The 22,727-nt window shown below is 71.7% G+C and carries 24 protein-coding genes and 1 pseudogene; 10 read left to right on the top strand and 15 right to left on the bottom strand.

The genetic code is table 11. The features are described from left to right. Window positions 1-10 precede the first annotated feature (10 nt). Window positions 11-667, bottom strand: coding sequence for a YceI family protein (locus tag ACZ607_RS05450; protein ID WP_469732006.1), 657 nt, complete (start codon window positions 665-667; stop codon window positions 11-13). Window positions 668-902: 235 nt separating this feature from the next. On the opposite strand from ACZ607_RS05450, the gene ACZ607_RS05445 reads away from it, so the two are divergent. Beyond that, window positions 903-1,784: an alpha/beta hydrolase fold domain-containing protein gene (locus ACZ607_RS05445; protein WP_469732005.1), complete on the top strand. Its 882-nt coding sequence runs from the start codon at window positions 903-905 to the stop codon at window positions 1,782-1,784. Window positions 1,785-1,815: 31 nt separating this feature from the next. Here the strand turns inward: ACZ607_RS05445 and ACZ607_RS05440 are convergent, their stop codons facing one another. Next, on the bottom strand, window positions 1,816-2,595 hold the full coding sequence (locus ACZ607_RS05440; RefSeq protein WP_469732003.1) for an SDR family NAD(P)-dependent oxidoreductase: 780 nt from the start codon (window positions 2,593-2,595) through the stop codon (window positions 1,816-1,818). Between the two features lie 159 nt (window positions 2,596-2,754). Here ACZ607_RS05440 and ACZ607_RS05435 point away from each other — a divergent pair, with 159 nt between their 5' ends. Then, complete coding sequence (locus tag ACZ607_RS05435) at window positions 2,755-3,630, top strand: helix-turn-helix transcriptional regulator (RefSeq protein ID WP_469732001.1); 876 nt, start codon at window positions 2,755-2,757, stop codon at window positions 3,628-3,630. 40 nt (window positions 3,631-3,670) lie between these two features. Here the strand turns inward: ACZ607_RS05435 and ACZ607_RS05430 are convergent, their stop codons facing one another. After that, a complete protein-coding gene (locus ACZ607_RS05430; protein ID WP_469731999.1) occupies window positions 3,671-4,600 on the bottom strand; it encodes a quinone oxidoreductase family protein in 930 nt (309 codons plus the stop codon). 83 nt (window positions 4,601-4,683) lie between these two features. Here ACZ607_RS05430 and ACZ607_RS05425 point away from each other — a divergent pair, with 83 nt between their 5' ends. Beyond that, window positions 4,684-5,166, top strand: a complete 483-nt coding sequence (locus ACZ607_RS05425) for a MarR family winged helix-turn-helix transcriptional regulator (protein ID WP_469731997.1) — start codon at window positions 4,684-4,686, stop codon at window positions 5,164-5,166. Window positions 5,167-5,182: 16 nt separating this feature from the next. Here the strand turns inward: ACZ607_RS05425 and ACZ607_RS05420 are convergent, their stop codons facing one another. Beyond that, on the bottom strand, window positions 5,183-6,406 hold the full coding sequence (locus ACZ607_RS05420) for a metallophosphoesterase (RefSeq protein ID WP_469731995.1): 1,224 nt from the start codon (window positions 6,404-6,406) through the stop codon (window positions 5,183-5,185). Between the two features lie 168 nt (window positions 6,407-6,574). Between ACZ607_RS05420 and ACZ607_RS05415 the strand changes: the two genes are divergently transcribed. Beyond that, window positions 6,575-6,967 (top strand): SHOCT domain-containing protein, encoded by a 393-nt coding sequence (locus ACZ607_RS05415; protein WP_469731994.1) that lies wholly within the window; start codon window positions 6,575-6,577, stop codon window positions 6,965-6,967. A 63-nt stretch (window positions 6,968-7,030) separates the two neighbouring features. Beyond that, entirely contained in the window at window positions 7,031-8,923 is a 1,893-nt protein-coding gene (locus ACZ607_RS05410) for an alkyl/aryl-sulfatase (protein ID WP_469731992.1), read from the top strand. A 28-nt stretch (window positions 8,924-8,951) separates the two neighbouring features. On the opposite strand, the gene ACZ607_RS05405 is transcribed toward ACZ607_RS05410, so the two are convergent. Beyond that, entirely contained in the window at window positions 8,952-9,434 is a 483-nt protein-coding gene (locus ACZ607_RS05405) for a DedA family protein (RefSeq protein WP_469731990.1), read from the bottom strand. A 475-nt stretch (window positions 9,435-9,909) separates the two neighbouring features. On the opposite strand from ACZ607_RS05405, the gene ACZ607_RS05400 reads away from it, so the two are divergent. The 4 genes from ACZ607_RS05400 to ACZ607_RS05385 are packed head-to-tail and all read left to right on the top strand — an operon-like array spanning window position 9,910 to window position 14,163. Next, on the top strand, window positions 9,910-10,665 hold the full coding sequence (locus tag ACZ607_RS05400; RefSeq protein WP_469731988.1) for a (5-formylfuran-3-yl)methyl phosphate synthase: 756 nt from the start codon (window positions 9,910-9,912) through the stop codon (window positions 10,663-10,665). A gap of 8 nt (window positions 10,666-10,673) precedes the next feature. Continuing rightward, on the top strand, window positions 10,674-12,077 hold the full coding sequence (locus ACZ607_RS05395) for an aldehyde dehydrogenase family protein (RefSeq protein WP_469731986.1): 1,404 nt from the start codon (window positions 10,674-10,676) through the stop codon (window positions 12,075-12,077). Beyond that, on the top strand, window positions 12,074-13,180 hold the full coding sequence (locus ACZ607_RS05390) for an NAD(P)-dependent alcohol dehydrogenase (protein ID WP_469731984.1): 1,107 nt from the start codon (window positions 12,074-12,076) through the stop codon (window positions 13,178-13,180). The genes ACZ607_RS05395 and ACZ607_RS05390 overlap by 4 nt, the downstream gene beginning before the upstream one ends. Continuing rightward, the gene (locus ACZ607_RS05385) at window positions 13,177-14,163 is read left to right on the top strand and encodes a class I SAM-dependent methyltransferase (RefSeq protein ID WP_469731983.1); all 987 of its coding nucleotides are present in this window, start codon (window positions 13,177-13,179) and stop codon (window positions 14,161-14,163) included. Before ACZ607_RS05390 ends, ACZ607_RS05385 begins: the two co-directional genes overlap by 4 nt. A gap of 67 nt (window positions 14,164-14,230) precedes the next feature. On the opposite strand, the gene ACZ607_RS05380 is transcribed toward ACZ607_RS05385, so the two are convergent. The 4 genes and pseudogenes from ACZ607_RS05380 to ACZ607_RS05365 all read right to left on the bottom strand — a co-directional run. Continuing rightward, the gene (locus ACZ607_RS05380) at window positions 14,231-14,644 is read right to left on the bottom strand and encodes a VOC family protein (RefSeq protein ID WP_469731981.1); all 414 of its coding nucleotides are present in this window, start codon (window positions 14,642-14,644) and stop codon (window positions 14,231-14,233) included. Next, window positions 14,641-15,918 carry an erythromycin esterase family protein gene (locus ACZ607_RS05375; protein WP_469731980.1) on the bottom strand — a complete coding sequence of 426 codons (1,278 nt, stop codon included), beginning with the start codon at window positions 15,916-15,918 and terminating at the stop codon, window positions 14,641-14,643. The genes ACZ607_RS05380 and ACZ607_RS05375 overlap by 4 nt, the downstream gene beginning before the upstream one ends. A gap of 51 nt (window positions 15,919-15,969) precedes the next feature. Beyond that, the gene (locus ACZ607_RS05370) at window positions 15,970-16,620 is read right to left on the bottom strand and encodes a CatB-related O-acetyltransferase (RefSeq protein WP_469731979.1); all 651 of its coding nucleotides are present in this window, start codon (window positions 16,618-16,620) and stop codon (window positions 15,970-15,972) included. Window positions 16,621-16,631: 11 nt separating this feature from the next. Continuing rightward, window positions 16,632-16,910: pseudogene (locus ACZ607_RS05365) on the bottom strand (aromatic-ring hydroxylase C-terminal domain-containing protein); the annotation flags it as partial. A 32-nt stretch (window positions 16,911-16,942) separates the two neighbouring features. Between ACZ607_RS05365 and ACZ607_RS05360 the strand changes: the two are divergent. After that, a complete protein-coding gene (locus tag ACZ607_RS05360) occupies window positions 16,943-17,521 on the top strand; it encodes a TetR/AcrR family transcriptional regulator (RefSeq protein ID WP_469731978.1) in 579 nt (192 codons plus the stop codon). A 44-nt stretch (window positions 17,522-17,565) separates the two neighbouring features. Here ACZ607_RS05360 and ACZ607_RS05355 read toward each other — a convergent pair whose 3' ends face one another. The 6 genes from ACZ607_RS05355 to sbnA form a co-directional block, all read right to left on the bottom strand. Continuing rightward, the gene (locus tag ACZ607_RS05355) at window positions 17,566-18,426 is read right to left on the bottom strand and encodes a triphosphoribosyl-dephospho-CoA synthase (protein WP_469731977.1); all 861 of its coding nucleotides are present in this window, start codon (window positions 18,424-18,426) and stop codon (window positions 17,566-17,568) included. Between the two features lie 6 nt (window positions 18,427-18,432). Then, window positions 18,433-19,389 carry an intradiol ring-cleavage dioxygenase gene (locus ACZ607_RS05350; RefSeq protein ID WP_469731976.1) on the bottom strand — a complete coding sequence of 319 codons (957 nt, stop codon included), beginning with the start codon at window positions 19,387-19,389 and terminating at the stop codon, window positions 18,433-18,435. A gap of 114 nt (window positions 19,390-19,503) precedes the next feature. Then, window positions 19,504-19,926: an ATP-binding protein gene (locus ACZ607_RS05345; RefSeq protein ID WP_469731974.1), complete on the bottom strand. Its 423-nt coding sequence runs from the start codon at window positions 19,924-19,926 to the stop codon at window positions 19,504-19,506. Window positions 19,927-20,172: 246 nt separating this feature from the next. After that, window positions 20,173-20,982, bottom strand: a complete 810-nt coding sequence (locus ACZ607_RS05340) for an anti-sigma factor (protein WP_469731972.1) — start codon at window positions 20,980-20,982, stop codon at window positions 20,173-20,175. Then, a complete protein-coding gene (locus tag ACZ607_RS05335) occupies window positions 20,979-21,569 on the bottom strand; it encodes a sigma-70 family RNA polymerase sigma factor (protein ID WP_469731970.1) in 591 nt (196 codons plus the stop codon). Before ACZ607_RS05335 ends, ACZ607_RS05340 begins: the two co-directional genes overlap by 4 nt. 91 nt (window positions 21,570-21,660) lie before the next feature. Continuing rightward, window positions 21,661-22,653 carry a 2,3-diaminopropionate biosynthesis protein SbnA gene (gene sbnA, locus ACZ607_RS05330; protein WP_469731968.1) on the bottom strand — a complete coding sequence of 331 codons (993 nt, stop codon included), beginning with the start codon at window positions 22,651-22,653 and terminating at the stop codon, window positions 21,661-21,663. Window positions 22,654-22,727: the final 74 nt, after the last annotated feature.

Raw genomic sequence — 22,727 nt, 5'->3', positions numbered from 1 at the left:
TCGTCGGGATTCAGGCGGCGGGAGGCGTACGGATGGCGGCGATGTCGAACTGCAGACGGAGCCTCTCGCTCACCATGGCGCCGCCCTCGGCCAGACGGGCGTTGTAGGTCAGACCCCAGTCGGACCGGTTGATGGTGGTGGTCCCGTCGAACCCGACGCGCTCGTAGCCGAACGGATCGGTGACGTAACCGATGTACGTGAGGTCCAGGACCACGGGACGGGTGATGCCGCGGATGGAGAGGTCACCGCTCATGCGGTAGACGTCCTTGCCGGCGAGCTGCACGGCGGTGCTCACGAAGCTGATGCGGGGGTGCTTCGCCGCGTTGAGGAAGTCGCGCCCCACCAGGTGCGCGTCGCGCTGCTCGACACCGGTGTCGACACTCCCGGTGGCCAGCGAGATCTCGGCCCGCGAACGCGCCGGGTTGCGCCCGTCGAAGTACAGCCGGCTCTCGTACTCCAGGAACGCGCCGCGCACCGTCGTCACCATGGCGTGCCGGACGGAGAAGCCGATCCGGCTGTGGGCGGGGTCGATCATCCACTCCCCGGTGAGGGCCGCCAGACCCGGGTCGGGCAGAACAGCAGTACCTGCGGCCGCCGGGCCGGGGGAGGTCTCCTCCGTGCGGGGCTCCGGACGACGGAGGAGGGAGCTGCGGCTGAAGAGGTTCATGGAACAGTTAGTTACTCCGAGGTAAGTGGCGCCCGCAAGAGCTGATCAAGGAACCCGAACATCCATGGTCAGACCTTCACAAGGTGACGTGATGGCGGTAGCCGAGCGTGGGCACGACGCGTTCCGGCCCCGTACGCCGCTCGCGTCGGCGGGCCCGGAACGCCCTCCTCCGCTCTCGGGGCCGACCCGAATATGCTTTGCCGGTGCCGACGAGCACCTGGTAGGTCTCTGACACATGGACATCACCCGCATCCCCGCCGACCCCGACCCCACCACAGCCGCGGCCGCGGTCATGGCAGAGCTCGCCGCCCTCGGGAGCCGGTCCTTCGCGTTGCCCGCCGACGCCGATCTGAGCCCGGTGCTGCCCGGGAGCGGGGGAGTGCCCGCGGTCTGGGTGACGGCGGGAGGGGCGTCCGTCGAGGAAGGTGTGGTGCTCTACGTCCACGGCGGCGGGTTCGAGCACCGCATGCCGGAGCTGATGAACCTGACGGCCCACCGGATCTCCGGCGCGACCGCCCGCCCGGTACTCGTCGTGCACTACCGCCTGGCCCCGGCCCACCCCTACCCGGCACCGCTGGACGACGTGGTCGCCGTGTACCGGAGCCTGCTCGACCAGGGCGTGCCCGCCGCGAAGATCGTCATCTTCTCCGAGTCCTCCGGAGCCACCCTGGCGCTCTCCGCCCTGCTCGCCCTCAAGGACTCCGGCACCGCCCTCCCGGCCGCCGTCATCGCCAACTCCGCGATCACCGACCTCACACTGTCCAGCCCGTCCATCGACGACAACGCCGCCCACGACTCGGGCGTCGACCGCGCACTGCTCACCCGTCTCATCGGCCAGTACCTCGGCGGTGCCCGGCCCGGCCAGGCCCCGCAGTCGCCGATCCACGGCGCCCTCGACGGCCTTCCTCCCCTGCTGTTCACGGTCGGGTCGGCGGAGGCGCTCCTGGACGACACCCTGCGCTACGCGCAGGCGGCCTCCGACGCCGGAACCGAGGTCTCCGTCGAGGTGTACGAGGCCATGCCGCACGTCTTCCAGATCACGATCCTGTCCGAGGGGAACCCGACGGGCAGGTGTGTGCTGGAGCGCATCACGCAGTGGATCGCCGGCTCGAAGTGAGCGGCGCGGGGGCGGTCGGCGCGGGCCCGGCTCAGCCGGCCCGGTAGCGGGAGGCGAGCTCGGGGCTCTGCGCGCCGAAGGCGGCCAGGTCGGCCCGGGAGACGGCGTCGAGGAGGTGGGCGTCCTCGACGCCGGGGGCGCAGACGACCTCACCCAGTTCGAGGCCGCGCAGCCCGGCGGTGACGACGTCCTCGGCGCTCATGCGCGGCACCACGCTCATGTCGAGGCCCTGACGCTCGTGGAATTCGGTGGCGACGACGCCGGGGCACAGCACCTGGACCTGGACGCCCGTCCCCTCCAGCTCGGCGCCGAGTGTCTGGGACATGGCGACGAGGTGGGCCAGCGAGCCGGCGTACACGGCGCGGCGGGGCATGACGGACGTGTCGGCGGGACCGCTGAAAGCGATCATTCCGGCCACGTTGATGATCTTTCCTTCGCCGCGCTCCTGCATGCCGGCGACGACGGCGCGGGTGAGCAGGGTGGGGGCGAGCACCTTGACGTGGACGATCTCACGGGCCTTGTCGGCGGGCAGTTCGGCCAAGGGCATGTAGTGGGCGACGCCGGCGTTGTTGACCAGCATGGTCAGCGGCTCGGCGGCACAGATGCCGGCCACGGTGTCGATGCCGGCGTCGGTGGAGAGATCGGCGGCGACGACCCGGACCCCGACGTCCGGGTGGGTGGCGGCGAATTCCTCGAGGCGGTCCGCGCGGCGGCCGACGACGATCAGGTCGTATCCGTCGGCGGCGAGGCGGTCGGCGAAGGCCCTGCCGATGCCGGAGGTGGCGCCGGTGATGAGGGCGAGCTTGCTCATGGGGGTCGTTCCTTTCGGGTGCCGGCCTGAGTGCCCGGGCGACACTGCGACGGCACATGCCCATGGTCGGCGGGAAACGCCTGGTCAGCCAGCAGACCCGCTGTCCTGGGAACGGTGGTACCAGGACAGAGCACCGCCGCGCTTGCCACAATCGACGGCATGGCGACCACGGAACTCGGCACGGCCCTGCGCCACTGGCGGGATCGCACCCCGGCCCAGGTCGTCGGCCTGCCCGTGGGCGCGCGCAGACGCGCCGCCGGCCTGCGCCGCGAGGAACTGTCCCAGCTGGCCGGCATCTCAGCCGACTACATCGTCCGGCTGGAACAGGGCCGCGCCACCCACCCCTCGCCCCAGGTCGTCGAAGCCCTGGCCCGCGCCCTGCGACTCACCCAGGAGGAGCGCGCCCACCTCTTCCACCTGGCCGGCCTCGCCCTGCCGGGCCCGGGCACGATCCCCCAGCACATCACCCCCGGCGTCCACCGCATGCTGGACCGCCTGACCGGCACGCCCGTGGCCGTCTTCGACGCCGCCTGGACCCAACTGCTCGCCAACCCCTTGTACACCGCGCTCATGGGGGAGTGGCACGGCGACGACCTCAACGCGGTCCGGCGCAACTTCCTGGACCCGCGCAGCCGCGTACGCCACACCCCGGAGTCCAGGGGCGGACTCCAGGCCGCACAGGTCGCCGACCTGCGCCGCACCGCCGGCCGCTACCCCGACGACCCGAACCTCCGCTCGCTCATCGGCGAACTGCGCGCCCACAGCGCCCACTTCGACACCCTGTGGGAATCGGGCGCTGTCGGCGAGCACCGGGCCGCCCGCAAGACCATCGACCATCCCGACGTCGGGGCGCTGACCCTGGACTGCGACGTCCTCAGGGTCACCGGCAGCGACCTGCGCATCATGGTCTACACGGCCCAGCCCGGTACGGAGGACGCCGAACGGCTGGCGCTCCTGGACGTCATAGGGACACAACTCCTCTCCGATCACGGCTCGTTGCCGGATCGGTGGCCCGGAGAAGGCGGGCCTCGGTGACAGCCCGCCGGAACACCTGAGAGGGCAGGCCGGCCGGGGGTCAGGGGACGAAGACCAGGCGCTCGCCGCCGGTCCCCTCCGACCACGCCTGAGCGATTCGGGCCAGCGGCACGGCCCGGGCCTGGACGTCGAGGGCGCCCTCGGTCACCGCGCGCGCCAGTTCGGGCAGTTCGGCGATGAAGTCGCGGGGGGAGACGGAGCCGATGCCGCTGCCCACGATCTGCAGCTGGGCCGCACGCAGTGCCGCGGAAGGGATGGGGGCGGACGCGCCCGCCATGGAGCCGATCTGGATCCAGGTGAGCGGGACGGAGCGGTCGGCCCGGGCGGTGAGCATCGGGAGCATGGCATCGGCGGCGGGAGCGCCCCACACGAAGTCGAGGACGACATCGACGTCCGCCGCGGCGGCGATCTCGTCGAAGGTCAGCGCCCGGTCCGCGCCGAGGCCGGGCAGCGCCGCGAGGCGGGTGGTGTCGCGGCCGACGGCGAACACCTGGGCGGCGCCGAACCGCTTGGCGACCTGGACCGCCATGCGTCCGGCGCTGCCGGTGGCGCCCAGGACGAGGACCCGCTGCCCCGCGCGGAAGCCGATGCGGCGCCGCAGCGCGACCCAGGAGGACATGCCCGGGTTCATCGCCGCGGCGATCCGTACGGGATCCACATCGTCGGGCAGGACGACGCTCCGGCGTACGTCGATCACCGTGCGCTCGGCGAAGGTGCCGAGATCCGTGTCGTCCAGGACCGCGTAACGCAGGCGCCCCGAGGCGTCGCGTACGACACCGTCGACGCCGGGCACCAGCGGGAAGACGCCGGTGGCGGAGTAGTGGCTGCCGTTCGCCTTGGACCGGGTCAGGTGGTGCAGGCCCGCCGCGAGGACGTCCACGACCCTTTCGTGCTCGCCCCGGGCCACCGGTTCGGGGTGCTCGCCGTAGGCGGGCGGAGCGTCGTACGCCGTGATGACCGCAGCATGCATGAGGGACTCCCTGGGATGGTTTGCATTACAAATCACTATCAGAGTTGTTGGTAATACAAACAATGTCAAGTAGGGTGCTCCTCATGGCTCCCGACGACGCCCCGGACGAAGACTCCACGGACCACCTGATCGACGGCCTGGTCCGCAGCGCCTTCCAGGTCATGGGTGTGCTCACCCGTATCGGCGCCGAGCACGACCTGTCCCTCACCCAGCTGCGTGTGCTCGGCATCGTGCGCGACCGGCGCCCCCGCATGAGTGACCTCGCGGCGTTCCTGGGCCTGGACAAGTCGACCCTGTCCGGCCTCATCGCCCGCGCCGAACGGCGTGGCCTGCTGGCGCGCGGTACCAGCCCCGACGACAAACGGGCCGTCGTCGTCCTGATCACCGACGCCGGACGTGACCTCACCCAGCGCCTGTACGAGGAAGCGCGGGAGGCCCTCGCGCCGGCCACCGGCCGACTGGATCCGGAGCGGCGCGGGCAGCTCACCGAGCTGCTCGAACCCCTGCTCTCCCCGCCCCTGCCGGCCGTGCCGCGCCCCGAGCGCCCGGGACGCGGCACGCCCTGAAGCCGGGCCCGTTTCGTCAGGGCCGCGCGGGCGCCTGCTGCGAGGAACGGAGTACGAGCAGCGTGATCTCGCTGGGGGCGAAGACGCGGAACGGCGGCCCCCAGAAGCCGGTGCCGCGGCTGGTGTAGAGGAGTGTGCGGGCGCCGTGGCGGCTCAGGCCCGCGACGACGGGCTGGTCGATGCGGACGAGGTGGTGGAACGGCCAGATCTGGCCGCCGTGGGTGTGGCCCGACAGCTGGAGGTCGACGCCGCCCGCCGCCGCCCGGTCGACGAACTTGGGCTGGTGGGCCAGGAGCAGGACGGGCAGGTCGGGGTCGGCGCCTTCCAGGGCTCCGGCAAGGTGGGCGCGGTGGCCGGCCAGTCCGGAGGACTCGGCGGTGACGTCGTCCACGCCCGCGACGACCAGGGTGTCGCCGCCGCGTTCGATCAGCAGGTGACGGTTGCGCAGCGGCTCCCAGCCGAGCTCGTCCATCAGGTCGACCCAGCCCTGGGCCTCGCTGTAGTACTCGTGGTTCCCGGTGACGTAGACCCGCGCCCGGGTCGCCCGCACGGTGCCCAGCGGGGCGGCCTGGGCGCGACGGCGTTCGGCCGTGCCGTCCGCGATGTCACCGGTGTGGCAGACCAGGTCGGCCTCCAGGGTGTTCACCGTCTCGCAGACCCGCTCCGACCAGCGGGCGCGGTCGAGGGGGCCGTAGTGGGTGTCGGTGATGAGGGCGACGCGGGTCCCGTCCAATCCGGCTCCCAGGCGCGGGAGTTGTACGTCGAGTCGGCGCACCCGTGGCACCCGGCGGGCCTCGTGGTACCCCCAGGCGAGCAGTACGGCGGCCACGCCGAGGACCACGTAACCGACGATCCGGGCCCGGCTCTGCGCGTCGCCCACGTCGGCCACCGCCAGGGCGGGGCGCAGCAGGGCACCGAGCAGGACGGACCAGGTGAACAGCACCCAGCTCGCCCCGAGGAGCGTGTCCCCGACGACGGCCGCCCGGTCCTGCTGCCGCCGGCCGTGGCCGCGCACCATCGCGAGCGGCATGACGACCAGACCGAGGACGAACAGAGCGGTGCCGCCCAGCGCCACGGAAAGCGACCAGTGCTGGCCGGCGTGCAGCAGCACCCAGCAGGGCACGGCCCACAGCAGGACCGGGGCGATCAGCGGGACGTAACGCATCAGGCGGCTCAGCCGACTCCGCCGGGCCGCAGGAGCCTCACCGTCCGCGGATCGGGCCTCGCTGGTGTCGGTCACGCTTCCCCTCCTCAAGTAACGAGATCGCCGGCGCGCACTGTACCGGAGCGATGAAGTCGAGCTGCCCTGGAAGGCCGCGCACCAGATGCGGTGGCTGCCGGGGACGGTATCGCTGGGATATCCGGATCCGGTTCCGCGCGAGGCGGAACGATGTGGAAGGACCACGGCATGGACGACTATCCGCTGCTGAACCTGTTTCTGACCATGCTGTACTTCTTTCTGTGGGTGATGTGGTTCTTTCTGCTCTTCAAGGTGATCACGGACCTGTTCCGTGATCACTCGCTGAGCGGATGGGGCAAGGCGGGCTGGCTGATCCTCGTCCTGGTCCTGCCCTACCTCGGCGTGTTCCTCTACCTGGTGGTGCGGGGGCGGAGCATGCGGGAGCGTGACATCACCGAGGCGAAGGAGCAGGAGAAGGCGTTCCGTTCGTACGTGAAGAAGGCCGCGGGCCCGGGCGGCAGCGAGCACGTGGAGGAGCTCTCCAAGCTCGCCGAGATGAAGCGGAACGGCGACCTGAGCGCGGAGGAGTACGAGAGGGCGAAGGCCAAGGTCCTCGCCTGAGCGGTGCCGATGGCCCGTACGGCATACGAGGCGCTTCGGCAGGAAAGCGGGCAGTCTGGACCCATGACTCCGACGCCGAAGCCGGCCCAGCCCTCCATCGCTCAGCAGCAGGCGGACATCCGCCGGCGCTTCCCCTTCTCCGACCGGCAGGACTTCGACGACGCGAGCCGAGGGCTCGTCGGACGGCGCGAGCCGAACGCCGTCACGGCCGAGGACGGCACCACCCTGTGGGACAACGACACCTATGCGTTCCTTGACGGCGATGCGCCCGACACCGCGAACCCCAGTCTGTGGCGCCAGTCCCGACTGGTGGCCACACAAGGGCTGTTCGAGGTGGTCGAGGGGATCTATCAGGTTCGGGGCTTCGACCTGTCGAACGTGACCTTCGTCGAAGGGTCCGCGGGTGTCGTCGTGATCGACCCGCTGCTGTCCCAGGAGACGGCAGCGGCGGCGCTCGCGCTCTACCGCGAGCACCGGGGCGACCGGCAGGTGACCGGCGTCGTGTACACCCACTCGCACGTCGACCACTTCGGCGGCGTGAAGGGGGTCACCACACAGCAGGACGTCGATGCCGGGCGGGTGCCCGTCCTCGCCCCTGCGGGATTCATCCACCACGCCGTGTCCGAGAACGTCTACGCCGGCACCGCGATGGGGCGAAGGGCCGCCTACATGTACGGGGCGGCGCTCGCCCGTGGCCCGGGGGGCCAGGTCGGCGCCGGACTCGGACAGACCACGTCGACCGGCACCATCACCCTCGTCCCGCCGACCGTGGACATCTCGGAGACGGGCCAGGAGGAGGTCGTCGACGGGGTCCGCATGATCTTCCAGATGGCGCCCGGCACGGAGGCGCCGGCGGAGATGCTCATCCACTTCCCCGACTTCCGGGCCCTGTGCGCGGCCGAGGACGCCACACACACGCTGCACAACCTGCTGACCCTGCGCGGCGCGGTGGTCCGCGACCCGCACGCGTGGTCGCACTGCCTCACCGAGTCGATCGACCTGTTCGGCGACAGGACGGACGTGGTCTTCGCCTCGCACCACTGGCCCACCTGGGGCCAGGACCGCGTGGTGCGCTACCTCAGCACCCAGCGGGACCTGTACGGCTACCTGCACGACCAGACACTGCGCCTGATCAACAAGGGGTGGACCGGCGCCGAGATCGCCGAGCACCTCCCGCTGCCGCCCGCGCTGGAGAACGCGTGGAGCACCCACGGTTACTACGGCTCGGTGAGCCACAACCTCAAAGCCGTCTACCAGCGCTACATGGGGTGGTTCGACGGCAACCCCGCCCACCTGTGGCAGCACACCCCCGTCGAGGCCGGCCAGCGGTACGTGGCGTTCATGGGCGGGGCGGACGCCGTGGTCGACAAGGCGCGCGGCTCCTTCGACGAGGGGGACTTCCGCTGGGCCGCCGAAGTGCTGAGCCATGTCGTGTTCGCCCGGCCGGACCACGCCTCGGCACGCGAGCTGCTCGCCGACACCTACGAGCAGCTCGGCTACGGCGCGGAGAACGGCACCTGGCGCAACTTCTATCTGTCCGGTGCCACCGAGCTGCGTCAGGGCCGGTTCGGCACCCCCACGGTCACGGCGGCCCCGGACGTCGTCGCCAACCTCACGCCGCCCATGCTGTTCGACGCTCTCGCGATCCAGATCGACGGCCCGAAGGCATGGGAGGAGACGCTCAGCATCGACGTCCACATCACCGACTCCGGCGAGCGGTACCGCCTCCGGCTCGCCAACGGCGTCCTCACGTACTCCGCGGCGGCACAGAAGGGGACCGCGGACGTCACTCTGCGGACCGAGGCCCGCGCCCTGCCCGCACTGGCCCTCGGCGGGCTGTCACCGGAGCGTCTCACGGAGGCGGGCATCCAGGTCGACGGCGACGCCTCCGTGCTCGGCCGGCTCGCCGCCCTGCTCGACGCGGGTGATCAGGACTTCCCGATCGTCACGCCCTGATCCGAGCGGGCCCCACCCGGCAACAGGTTCACGCCTCGTCGGCGCCGGTGTCGCCGGGGGACGTGACCGCCCTTCTCCTGCGGTACACCACCACCCCGCACACCGCGAGCAGGAGGACGGCCGCGGCGAATCCCCCGAGGGCCGCCCGCTCGGCGAAGAGTCTCCCCAGCACCTCGAGCACGCCGAGCCCCGCCGTCGCGTAGATCAGCGCCCAGGCGGCTCCGCCCAGGAACAGGGCAGGGAGGTAGCGCGGCAACGGCATGCGCATGCTCCCCGCGAGAAAGTTGGCGGCGGTCTGGAAACCGACGGTCAGGAACGAGACCGCCACCACCGGCGCGCCCCACCGCTGGATCGCTCGCTCGGCACGCCGGAACTTCGCCGAGGAGATCCGCTCGGCGAACCTGCTGCGCCGGGCACCCGCACCGGCGAGCCACCCGACGGCGAAGGTCCCTCCGGCGCGGAGCAGGACGATGACGTACAAGGTCCCGGCCGTGAGCGCGAGCTTATCCACGATGCCTCGTCCCGGGCGCCGGGCCGAAACCCGCACCTCGCGTCACCCGCGTGAGCGTTCCCGGCCCGCCGGGCGCGCTGCGCGCACGAGCCTGGTCACCGTCTCCCACCTGCGCCCTGCCTCTGCCTGTTCGCCCACCGGGTTCCCACCCGCGGCACCGGAATCCGCACGCCCGCCACCCACGCCAGGCAAGGCCAGCCTAACCGAACGTGAATACGGCGGACGCAAGCACCGGTGCACGCGAGCGCGCAGGGGCGCGCCCCTGAGTGCGGTGGGTTCCGGCACGGCTCGACAGGTTCGGATTCGCGCCGGGGCACGCGGGGCCGGTCGCGTGTGCACACGCGACACCCAGGTGAGTCCGCACGCCCTACCGGTGCCCACGGGCGACGGAAATGATGAGCCCACCGCACATGAACCAGGTGATCCGCAGTTCCCCGTCCCCAGGGCGGCGGACTCGCGGCGGAAGGAGTTCACGGTGTTGCTTCTCATCTCCCCGGATGGCATCGAGGAAGCGCTCGCCTGCGCGAAGGCGGCGGAGCACCTCGACATCGTCGACGTCAAGAAGCCCGACGAGGGGTCTCTCGGCGCCAACTTCCCTTGGGTCATCCGAGAGATCCGCGACGCGGTGCCGGCGGACAAACCGGTCTCCGCCACCGTGGGCGACGTGCCCTACAAGCCGGGCACCGTGGCGCAGGCCGCGCTCGGCGCGACCGTCTCCGGCGCCACGTACATCAAGGTGGGTCTGTACGGATGCACGACCCCCGAGCAGGGCGTCGAGGTCATGCGGGCGGTTGTCCGGGCGGTGAAGGGCCACCGCCCGGACGCACTCGTCGTCGCCTCGGGCTACGCCGACGCCCACCGGGTCGGCTGCGTCAATCCGCTCGCCCTGCCCGACATCGCAGCCCGCGCCGGGGCCGACGCGGCCATGCTGGACACCGCGATCAAGGACGGGACCCGGCTGTTCGACTACGTTCCGCCGGACGTCTGCGCCGAGTTCGTCGGCCGTGCCCACGCATCCGGTCTGCTCGCCGCCCTCGCGGGCAGTGTCAAGCAGGCCGACCTCGGTCCACTGACCCGTATCGGCACCGACATCGTGGGCGTGCGGGGAGCGGTCTGCTCGGGCGGTGACCGCAATGCCGGACGCATCCAGCCGGACCTGGTGGCCGCCTTCCGGGCGGAGATGGACCGGCATGCCCGGGAGTACGCCGCCGAGATCCCGGCCCTGAACTGACCACCAGGATGCCGACACCGGAAGCCGCCCCCGGGCACCGTGCCCCACGCCTCGCCGTCATCGACCCGGCCACCGGGGAGACCTTCGGCGAGGCCCCCGACCAGCAGGCGGACGAGCTGGACGACGCGATCGACCGGGCCCGGCGCGCGTGGGCCGGATGGCGCGCCGACCCGGTCGCCCGCACCACCGGGCTGAACGCAGCCGCCGACGCCGTGGAGGCCGCCGCCGCCGACCTCGCCCCGTTGCTCACCCGCGAACAGGGCAAACCCCTGGCCGAGTCGCACGCCGAGGTCGCCCGTACGGCGGCCCGGCTGCGGTACTTCGCCGCTCTGGCCCCCCGCACCCGCCGGATCGACGACGGCCGGCCGGTGCACAGCGAGATCCGCTGGCGCCCTCTCGGACCCGTCGCCGCGATCGTGCCGTGGAACTTTCCCCTCCAGCTCGCATCGGCGAAGTTCGCGCCCGCGCTCGCGGCCGGCAACACCGTGGTCCTCAAACCGTCCCCCTACACCCCCCTCGCCACCCGACTGCTCGGTGCCGTCCTCGCCGCAGCCCTGCCCGAGGGTGTCCTGACCGTCATCACCGGCCGGGAACCCCTTGGTGCCCACCTCGTCTCCCACCCGGGTATCCGTCATGTCACCTTCACCGGCTCGGTGCCGACAGGGCGGGCCGTCGCCGCGGCGGCGGCGGCCTCCCTCGCCCGTGTCACCCTGGAACTGGGCGGTAACGACGCGGCCGTCCTCCTGGACGACGTCGACGTGGACCGCATCGCGGACCGGCTGTTCTGGGCCGCGTTCCGTAACTGCGGACAGGTCTGCATGGCCGTCAAACGCGTCTACGCACCGGCCCGGCTCCACGCCGAGGTGGTCGAGGCCCTCGCACACCGCGCGAAGACGGTTGTCGTCGGCCCCGGCCTGGATCCGGACACCCGGCTCGGGCCGGTCAACAACGCCCCCCAGCTGGCCCGGGTCGAGCGGGTCGCACAACGGGCCCTGGCGGCGGGCGCCCGGGCGGCGACCGGTGGTCACCGGCTCGACGGACCGGGCTACTTCTTCGCTCCCACGATCCTCACGGACGTCCCTGCCGACGACCCGGTCGTGACCGAGGAACAGTTCGGACCGATCCTGCCCGTGCTGCCGTACCGAAGCCTCGACGACGCCGTGGAGGCGGCCAACGGCACCGGTTTCGGGCTGGGCGGTTCCGTGTGGGGCACCGATCTCGACCGGGCCGCGGCGACAGCCGACCGGCTCGACTGCGGCACGGCCTGGATCAACCACCACGCCGAACTCTCCCTCGCCCAGCCCTTCGCCGGCGTCAAGGACAGCGGGGTCGGTGTCGCGGGCGGGCCGTGGGGCCTCTACGGCAACCTCCGTCCGTTCGTCGTGCACCGGCCGTGGGAGGAGGAGCAATGAGGTTCCGAGCCGCCGTACTGCGCTCGTACGACACCCCGTTCGCCGTCGAGGAGGTCGTCCTGGGCACCGGCCCGGCCGCCGGTGAGATCCTCGTCGGGATCGCGGGCTGCGGAATGTGCCGGACGGATCTCGCGGTCCGGCGATCGGCCGGCCGCACCCCGCTGCCGGCGGTCCTCGGCCACGAGGGCGCCGGAGTCGTGGTGGCGTCGGGCGGTGGCCCGGACAGCGCGATCGGCGTCGGTGACCACGTCGTGCTGAGCTTCGATTCCTGCGGAGACTGCCGGAACTGCCGCGGCGCGGCCCCCGCCTACTGCGACTCCTTCGCCTCGCTCAACCTCTACGGGGGACGCGCCGACGACGCGCCACGGCTCACCGACGCCGGCGGGGGAGCGGTGGCCTCCCGGTGGTTCGGCCAGTCCTCCTTCGCCGAATACGCCCTCGTACCGGCGCGCAACGCCGTCCGGGTCGACCCCGCCCTGCCTCTCGAACTGCTCGGCCCGCTCGGCTGCGGCGTCCTCACCGGCGCCGGAGCCGTGCTGAACACGTTCCGTGCGGGCCCCGGTGACACCCTCGTCGTACTCGGCGCGGGAGCGGTGGGCCTGGCCGCGGTCATGGCGGCCACCGTCGCCGGCGTACACACCGTGGCCGTCGACCGGCATCCGGGGCGCCTGGAGCTGGCCGAGCGGTTCGGCGCCGTCCCGCTGCCCGCCGTGACGGCCGGACTGGCCGAGCGCATCCGCCGGCACACCGACGGCGGTGCGCGGTACGCCCTGGACACCACGGCCTCCGCCCCGCTCATCAACGACGCGCTCCAGGCACTGCGCCCCACCGGCACTCTCGGTCTCGTGGCACGTCTCCACACCGCACTGCCACTCGAACCGGGCACGCTCGACAGGGGTCGCAGCATCCGGCACATCTGCGAGGGGGACGCCGTCCCCGAGCTGCTGATCCCCCGGCTGATCGGCCTGTGGAAGGCCGGCCGCTTCCCCTTCGACCAATTGATCCGCACCTATGCGCTGGCCGACATCAACGAGGCCGAACGCGACTGTGACGCCGGACGCGTGATCAAGCCCGTCCTGCTGCCGGAAGGAAGAGACCGATGAGCGAAACGTCCATCACCGACGACACCCGCCACCCCACCGGCGACCCGTCCGCGCGCTCCGCCCACACCGAAGGGGACACGACCACCACGGCGACGCGGCGGACCGCCGAGGACGGCGTGGACGCGGGCGTGGGACTGACCGCCCTCCTGGTCGCCGCGGCACGGGCGATCGAGACCCACCGCCGCGACAGCCTGGCCCGGGACGTCTACGCGGAACACTTCGTACGCGCGGCCCCCGCCTGCGCGGACTGGCCGGTGAACATCCAGCAGGTCCCGGACGGGGACGACAATCCGTTGTGGGGGAGGTTCGCCCGCTACTTCGGCCTGCGGACCAGGGTCCTCGACGACTTCGTCCACGGGTCGGTCGGTACGGGCGTACGCCAAGTGGTCCTGCTGGGAGCCGGATTGGACACCCGGGCGTTCCGGCTGGACCTGCCGCCCGACTGTGTCGTCTTCGAGATCGACAGGGCGGGTGTGCTGGCCTTCAAACACCAGGTGCTCACGGGCCTGTCCGCCGTCCCGAGGACGAGGCGGATCCCGGTGCCGGTCGATCTGCGCGCCGACTGGGTCACCGCGCTGACCTGTGCCGGTTTCGACCCGGCCGTCCCGAGCGTATGGCTGGCCGAAGGCCTGCTGTTCTACCTGCCGGGCCCCGCCGAGACGTATCTCGTCGACACGGTGGACCGGCTCACCGCCCAGGGGAGCGCCCTGGCCTTCGAGGCCAAGCTGGAGAAGGATTTGCTGGCGTACCGCGACAGCGCGATCTACACGGCGACGCGGGAACAGATCGGCATCGATCTGCTGGACCTCTTCGACAGGGGGCCGCGCCCCGACTCCGCGGGCGACCTGGCGGCCAAGGGCTGGACGACCTCGATGCACACACCCTTCGACTTCACCCGTCTGCGGGGGCGCGGCCCCCTCCCCGAGCCGAACGACGCGCTGGAGGGGAACCGGTGGGTCTTCGCGCACAAGCCCCGCCCCTGACGCCCGTCCGGGCCGCCGCGTTCGACCGACCGCGCTGCACCTGCGTTGTCGCGGCGGCCCGGTTCTCCTAGGCGGTGGGCGTGACCTGGGTCGGGGGAGCGAGGGTGCGCAGGACATCGAACTCGTTGCCCTCGGGGTCGGCCATGACGACCCAGCTCCGGGCAGGGCCCTGGCCCACGTCCACCGTGGTGGCGCCGAGGCGGATCAGCCTGGCGACCTCGTCGTCGGTGCCGGCATCGATGGGGCTGACGTCCAGGTGGAGCCGGTTCTTCACGGTCTTTCCCTCAGGCACCCGGATGAAGACCACCGTGGGCGGCATCTGGCCGGCCCGGACAGCCTCGACGGTCGGCTCCCAGGAGCCGATCTCGACCTTGTCCTCGCTCCGGTCGAGCACGGTGAAGTCCAGGACTTCGCACCAGAAGGCCGCGAGCCGCTGCGGGTCGTGGCAGTCGACGACCAGTTCGGTGAACCTGCTGGTCATGGCTTCTCCAGGTCGGTGGTGGTGGAGGTGGGAGTGCTGAGGATGCCGTCGAAGGCATCGATGACCGGGGTACGCAGGTAGACGTTCTGCATCCGGATGAGGTCGGGGCCGCTGACGTTCTCCGCCCGCGCCCGACGAAGATCAGCGACGGCGAGTCCGAGACCGGTCCCGGCGAACGCCGCTTCGATGCTCCCCGTCACGGGTGGCTCCAGCGGGGTGTCGTGGACGGTGAACCCGAAAGGAGCCTCCTCGTCGCGACGCATGTCGGCGGTGTGGCCGGTGACGCTGGTCAGACCGAGGGCGAAGTACGCGTCACCGAGGGCCTGGTGCAGGTGCTGCCCCATGGGGAGACCCGTGAGGTGGCCGTCGAAGGCGATCGGCGTCCTCTGGATGTGGGCGTTGTGGGCCACCAGCACGACGCGGGCCGTGGGTTCGAGTCGGTCCAGGTGCCACAGAAGGGATTCCGCCATGTAGAGGTCGCGGGCGGAGGTGTCGGCGGTGAGGCCGTCTCCGGTGAAGAGCGCCGCCATGGCACGGAACGTGTAGTCGCCGTGGCAGGCGGCCTCCAGGCATCGCAGCGCGGTGTCGTAGCCGTGCTGGTCTCCGCGCGACAGATACAGCGGTTTCAGGGAACGGAATCGCATGAGCAGCCGGGCCAGGAGCGCGCTGAGGGTGTCCTGGTCGGTGGTGGCCAGGCGAGCCCACGCGGGTGCGGCCACCGCTGCGGAGTCACCGGCGAAGGACGAGGCGATCACGGTCGCCCTCTCCAGCGTCGGCAGGGTCTCCGGGTCGACGTGGCGGAGGTAGTCGCCGACCGGGGCCAGGGCGGGGAGCAGCGACCCGCCCGCCGCGGGGATGTCGATTCCCGCGAAGCGGACCGGAGTTGCGGCCGTGCGGTTGTGCCGGCGGATGTAGCGCAACGGCTCCTGGAGTCCGATGGGGACCGCGGTTGCCAGGAGTGCGGAGAGGTCGTCGTCCGCTCCCTGGCCTCGGGCCCAGGCGTCGAGGTGCAGGGCTTCGCAGAAGCCGTACTCGAAGGCCAGGGCGGTGAAGCCGCATCGTTCGACGAGGAACCGCAGGATGCGCCGGCGCAGCGCGGCGAACTCGTCGATGAAGTGGGAGTGCTCGCCCAGGGCGACCACGCGGGCGCCGTCGAGGATGTCGCGCAGTGGCTCCAGGTCGTCAAGGGCCGCTGCGGGGTCGAGGCGGCTGAGCGGGGTGGCATGGCCGTGGAGCCAGTCGGTGAAAGGCGTTCGGTCGGTGGCGGCAGGCATGGTGGAGGCTCTTTTCCGAGAGGTGATGGCGAGCGCGTGGGCGCGGGTGGATCACGGGCGCGGGACGGAGGGAGCCGCGTCCTCCAGTTGATCGACACTGCCGGCCATGAGGGTCCGTACGTGCTCGCTGAGGTGCTCCGGGGGCCAGTCCCACCAGGCCAGTGCGAGCAGCCGGGCGACGTCCGCGTCGCTGTATCGGGTGCGCAGAAGACGGGCCGGATTGCCCCCGACGATGCCGTAGTCGGGGACGTCCTTGGTGACCACGGAGCCGCTCGCGATGATCGCTCCGTGTCCGATGCGTACGCCGGGCATGACGGTCGTGCTGTGGCCGAACCAGACGTCGTTGCCGACGACGGTGTCCCCGCGGTCGGGCAGGCCGGTGAGCAGGTCGAAGTGGTCGCTCCAGGAGCCGCCCATGGTGGGGAAGGGAAAGGTCGAGGGGCCGTCCATGCGGTGGTTGGCGCCGTTCATGAGGAACCGCACCCCCGTGCCCAGCGCGCAGAACTTGCCTATGACAAGCCGTTCCGGCCCGTAGTGGTACAGCACGTTGCGGGTCTCGAACGCGGTCGCGTCATCGGGGTCGTCGTAGTAGGAGTACTCCCCGACTTCGATCAGCGGGGACGTGACCAACGGCTTGAGCAGCACCACCCGTGGCTGGTCGGGCATCGGGTGGAGCGTCGTGGGGTCTGCGGGAACGGGCACGGCGAACGTCCTCATCGTGTGCGGGTGGTCGGTAGGCGGTCGGTCGGTACGTGGTCGGTCGCCGGCCGGCGGTGCGGCCCCTCGTCCGGCCGTGGGTCTCCGAAGCAGGTGGAGAGGGCCTGCCGCAGCGCGGGTACCGCGGTGTCAGAGGATGCGCCGACGGGCGCGGCCCAGGCGATGTGGGCGTCCGGGCGGATCACGTCAGCGTCCACACACCCACCCCTCTGAAGGCACGGCACGTGCCGTGCCGGTGTGCCAGCAGCGTGCCGGGATCGTCGAACCCTGTCAAGAACGGCACGTGCCGTGCCGCTACTGTGGAGAGATGACCAACGCCCGGCGCAGCGGCCCCGATCTGACCGAAGCCATCATGCGGACCACGCTGGAACTGGGGCAGGAACTCGGCTACACCAAACTCAGCATCGAGGCGATCGCCACCCGGGCCGGCGTCGGCAAGCACACCGTCTACCGCCGATGGCGGTCCAAGGGCGCCCTGCTGCTCGACGCGCTGCTCACGCGCAGTGAGTCCGTCCTGGACTACGCCGACACGGGTGATGTCATCGCAGACCTGCGCGAGCAGATCTACGGGGCCGTCGACCTCCTGGCCGGGGCACAGTTCGGCCCCCTCTTCCGGGCCCTGGTCGGCGAGGCCCAGCACGACCCCGGCGTGGCCGGCGCGCTCAATGAGCGGTTCATCGCTCCCCAGGCGGACAAGACCGTCGCGCGCCTGAGGACGGCGCGGGAGAAGGGCCAACTGTCGCCCGACTTCGACCTGGACCTGGCGATGGCGATTCTGTCCGGCCCGCTGTACTTCCGCCTGCTGATCACGCAGGAGCCGTTGACCCACGACTATGTCGATCGAACTCTCGACGCCCTCTTCGCCGGGATGGGGCCACGACCGTGACATGAGTTCCGGAAGCCCGACCAACCGCCCGGGTGCCCGGCAGGTCAGGCGGCCCGGAGCGCCGTGGTCGGCACCCGTACCGACGGCAGCGCGTCGAGGAACAGCGCACCGGCCAGCAGGTTGGCGCTGCCGCGCGGGCTCCACGCGTGATCCTGGAGTCTGCCGTCCAGGGCGGCCAGCGCCTCGGCCCCTGCCGGGGTCGCGGTGCCGCCTGCCTCCAGAACCGCGCGGGCGCCCGCCTGCGCCTCGCGCAGCCCGGGCGGGCCGGCCGTGTACAGCAGCTCGGTGTCCTGGAGGGTGGACATGACGGTGAGCAGCGCGTCCAGGCGGGCCTGCGTCTCGGTGCCGGCCCGCCGCGCGGCGGCCAGCGCGGTGAGCGCCCGGCGCACATGCGGGAAGGCGGCGCGTGCCTCGCCCCGGGCCCCGGGCGCGCCGTACTTCGCGGATACCGCCGACCCGCGCGAGGGCAGCAGCGGCGCATCCCGGTCGGGATGCGCCGCCAGCCGCTTGGCGGTCGCCGTGACCTCCACGCCCTTGGCGCCGGGACTGAGAGCGGCCGCGGCCACCAGCAGCCCCAGCGTCCACAGCGCACCGCGGTGTCCGCCGCCGGCCAGGGCCATCGAGTGCTCGGTGCACCGCCCGATGGCGCCCAGTTCGGCGCGGAGTGCCGGCGAGGGGGCGCCGCTGCGGCGTGCGGAGGCGGCCATCGCCGTGAGGCCGGGGGCGAGCGCCCTGGCCGACCAGCACAGCGCTCGGTGGTCCCGGCGGGTGGTGCGGGCGGCCAGGTCGCGCGGGTCGGGCAGTCCGGGCTTCGGCGCGAGGGCCAACTGCTCGGTCAGCGCGGCCACGGCGGTCCGCGCGAGTGCCTTCTCATAGGCGGTCCCGCCGGCTTCACGGCTTCTCATGACTGCCTACGAGGAGGCCGAGGCCGATGGAGCCGCCGCACCCGTGGGCGCGTCGGCGGGCGGTGTGCCGTCGGGCGGAGTGCCTCCGGGAGGAGTACCGCCGCCGCCTTCGCCGCTGCCCGCGCCGGTGTTCTCGGTGTCGGGATCGACGCCCAGCGTCAGGAATCCCTTGTAGCCCTTGGACGCGTCGCTCTTGTGCACGGCCTTCAGCGTCAGCAGTCCGCCGGCGGCACCGCTGTCGTCGTAGACCATGTCGTCGGCGAGCTCGGTGTAGGAACCGGAGTGCTTCGAGTACGGCTCCAGGGCGAAGATCTCCTGGGCGATGTCGTCGTCGAAGAACAGCTGGCCGGTGAAGTTGACCTTGCCGCCCTCGTAGGTGCTGTCCTCCTTCTCGCCGCCGGTGTGCACCTTGACATGGATGTGGCAGGTCCGCGGGGTGTACCAACCGGGGAAGATGGTGGTGAACTTGACCACCCCGTTCGCGTTGGCGATCTGGTAGCCGCGCAGATAGGTGTCGTCGTCCGCGGTCGAGCCGTCCTCGCTCTCGGCGGGGGCCGAACCACCGGGGTTGGCGGTGGTGTAGCCGGAGTAGTAGCCCCAGGCGTCGCAGTGCCAGATCTCCACGGCCGCGCCGGGGACCGGAGTGCAGCCGTCGGTGGCGTCCACGACCGTCAGGCGCAGGGTCAGCGGGACACCGCTCTTTCCCTCGGTGATGTCCTTGCGGACCAGGGCGCCGTCCAGGTAGTACGGCCCCTCGGTGACACTGGTCATCAGCTGCATGCAGGTGGTGCCGGTGGAGCTGGAAGAAGCCGCCGCTGATGCGGAGGCTCCGGCCCCGGTACTCGTCTCGGCGGACGCGGCCTGGTAACCGGCTATCGCCAGTCCGCCCGCTGCGGCCGTGCCTCCGGTCACCGCGAGGGCCCGGCGGCGGGTCATCTTGTGGCCTTTGTGGATTCCCGTCATGTGGACGGACATTAGGCGGGCTCTCTTTCCATGCGATGGGTGAGAGCTTGCAATGGGCTGTGAGGCCACGGGCGCGTAGCGGATCGCAATCCCGCGGGCGACCGCCCGGCGACGTCAGGCGTCGTGGAAGGCCGCGTGCACGCACTTTCCGCCGGGACGCGGTTCGGTGAAGACCCGGGCTCCCAGGTCCTCGGCGATGTGCAGGCCCATGCCGCCCGTGCCGTCGGTCAGATCCGGGTGACGTGGGGCCGGTGCGACGCACGAGCAGTCGGTCACCGCGATGTCCAGGGAGCTCCCGGTGGTGGTCAGGGTGAGGGCGCTGGGGCCGGAGGCGTGCCGGACCGCGTTGGTGACCAGTTCGGACACGATGAGCAGGACGTCGTCGTGACGACCGGGAGCGAGCGCGGGCCGGGTCCGGCGGAGGAAGGCGACGGTTGCCCTGCGGGCGTGCGAGGGAGCTTCAGGTCCGGACGGCAGGGGGATCGTCTGTGTGCCGAGCCGGCCCGGCGCGAGGGTGGAGGTGACGGTTGTGGTCATGACAGGGTCCCGAGGAGGGTGCGGCGGCCTTGCGGGCGCCGGATGGTGTGCTGCCCGAGTTGGCGCTGGACGGGTCCCGGTCCTGGCGGATTCGGCACCCGGGTCCTGAGCGGCCTTACACAAGGGATTCGTAGGCACCGGTGGGATTGTTTGGGGTGAACCGACGGTTGCGCGCGAAGGCGGACGCATGCCCGGAACTCCCGCAAGGCAGTGGCCGGCAGCGGGAGCCGGGGTGCGTGGGCCGTGTCAGGCGGGGAGTTCGACCGCGCCGAGGGGGTCGGTGGTGGGCTGCTCGGAGCCCCCCGAGGGTTCGACGGACAGGGCCACTGCCGTGGCGTCGCCGACCGGCCCTTCCAGCAGGGTCAACCGGCGCCCGGGGCTGTGGCTGAGCAGTCCGGCCGGCACGGGCGTCCCGTCCTCGATGAACCAGGCCTCGTACTCCTTGCCGGCGGGAAGCCGCGGCAGGTCGGAAACGGCGAGCGTGGCCGCGTCCTCGTCGCGGGAGACGGCGACCGTGGCTGTGCCGCCGCCGCGCAGCCTCTGGGTCGAGAGCTGGACGTCGGGCGCCGTGAGCACGCGTGCCACATCGTTCTGCCGCTCATGCACCTGCTCGGCCGTGGCTCTGGCGTCCTGGGCTTCCTGGTACTGCCACGTGGCGATGCCGAGGCAGGCGACCACGGCCGCCACGCAGGCCGCCAGCACGAGGCGGGGCAGCTGACGCGACGGGGCCTGTGCCCGGCCGTCCGCCCCCGGCGTCACAGGGACCGGCTGCGGCGCTACGGGCGACCGCCGCGGCGGCGCGGACGACTTCCGGGGCCCGGCGGGCGCCTCCTGCGGCGTGGTGGCCGCCTTGCGGAGGACCTCCTCACGCAGGGCGGCCGGCGGAGTGACCGCCGCGGCCTCCCCCAGGAGTGCGGCTGTGGCCTGGAGCTCGGCCACCTCCTCGCGGCAGGCCTCGCAGCCCTCCAGGTGCCGCTCGAAGGCGAGGCGTTCGTCCTCGGGGAGTGCGTGCAGGGCGTAGGCACCGCTCGCGTCGTGCGGGTCGACCGTGTTCACGGCGTCCCTCCCAGACAGGCACGCAGCCGGATCAGCCCGTCGCGCAGGCGGGTCTTCACCGTGCCCAGCGGTACGGACAGCGATCGCGCCACTTCCTTGTAGGTGAGCCCTCCGTAGTAGGCGAGGGTCACCGTCTCGCGCTGGATATCGGTGAGCGCGTGGACGCAGCGGCGTACCCGCTGCCACTCCAGACGGGTCTCCACCTGTTCGGTCACGTCGTCGAAAGGCGGTCCGGGGTTCAGCACCGCCGCCCTGCGTTCGCGGTCCGCGCCGGCCTGGGACGACCGCACGCGGTCCACCGCCCGGTGGTGGGCCAGAGTCATGATCCAGGTCATCGCACTGCCCCGGCCGGGCTGGAACCGGCCGGATGTACGCCACACCTCGAGCAGCACGTCCTGGACCACCTCCTCCGACTGCGCCGGGTCCCGCAGAACCCGGTGGACCAGACCCATCACCGGCCCGGCGGCCCGGTCGTAGACGTCGGCGAAGGCGTCGTGGTCCCCCTCGGCCGTCCAGAGCATCAGCTGGTCCAGATCGGGCTCGTCCGTCCGCTGCCCGGTATCCCCTCCGCGATCGGCGGATTGCACCTGGAGACCTCGCTGACCTGTCGACACCGGGTACGGAGACCATTCCCGTGCGACACAACCACCCCTCGGTGCCGAGGGCCATCCAGGTGTGTCAAAGCGGTGAATTCGCATGGTGCGGCGGCGGGCCCGTGAGGTCGGCCGGATCCTCGCCGTAGAGGTCCTGGACCCACTTGTCCTGGTAGACGGTGTCGAGATAGCGCTCGCCGAGGTCGGGTGCGATGGCCACCGATGTGAGGTCCGGCGTCCCGTGCCGCGCCAGCCAGTCGGTCGCGCCGCTCACCACGGTGCCGGTGGAGCCGCCGAAGAGGAAGCCGCTCCTGGCCAGGCGACGGCAGGCGAGGATCGTGTCCGCCTCCTCGACCCGCACCACCTCGTCCACGTACGACTCGTCCAGGAGCGGCGGACGCATGCTCATGCCCAGCCCCGGGATCATCCGGCGGCCGGGGTCCCCTCCGAACGCGACCGAGCCCACGGTGTCCACCGCGACCATCCGTACCGGGCGGTGCCAGGCCCGGAAGTACCGTGCGCAGCCCATCAGCGTCCCCGTCGTCCCCGCCCCCACGAACAGGACGTCCAGCCGTGGGAACGACCGGGCTATCTCCACAGCCGTCGTGCGGTAGTGCGCCCTCCAGTTGGCCGGGTTGGAGTACTGGCTCAGCCACACGTACCGGTCGTCGGAGGCGCACAGGCGCCGGACGTGCTCCAGCCGCGCGGCGAGGAAACCGCCGCCGGCCTCCTGGCCGGCCACCAGGTGGACCTCGCCGCCCAGAGCCTCCATCATCAGCCGGGTGGTGAGGTTGCAGCGTGAGTCCGTCACGCATACGAACCGGTAGCCCTTGCTGGCCGCGATCATGCTCAGTGCCACGCCGAGATTGCCCGACGAGGACTCGACGAGCACGGAATCAGCGGTCAGGGTGCCGTCGCGCTCGGCCGATGCCACCATCTCGGCGGCGGCTTTCAGCTTGATCGATCCGGCGAAGTTGAAGCCCTCGCACTTGAGGAGCAGCGCCTCCCCGAAGATCCGTTGTACGTCCACATAGAGCTCTTCCTCGTCGAAGGCCTGAGGAACAGTGATGACCGACACGGTGAACTCCTCTTCCGATCGTTTCTGCGGGCTGTGCCGCGCGGCGGAACGAGCCCGGTTCGGGACAGCCGGCT

Source organism: Streptomyces sp. NPDC104381 (assembly GCF_055583745.1).
Note: the sequence above shows the minus strand (reverse complement) of the source record. Positions and strands in the feature narration are given on the sequence as shown.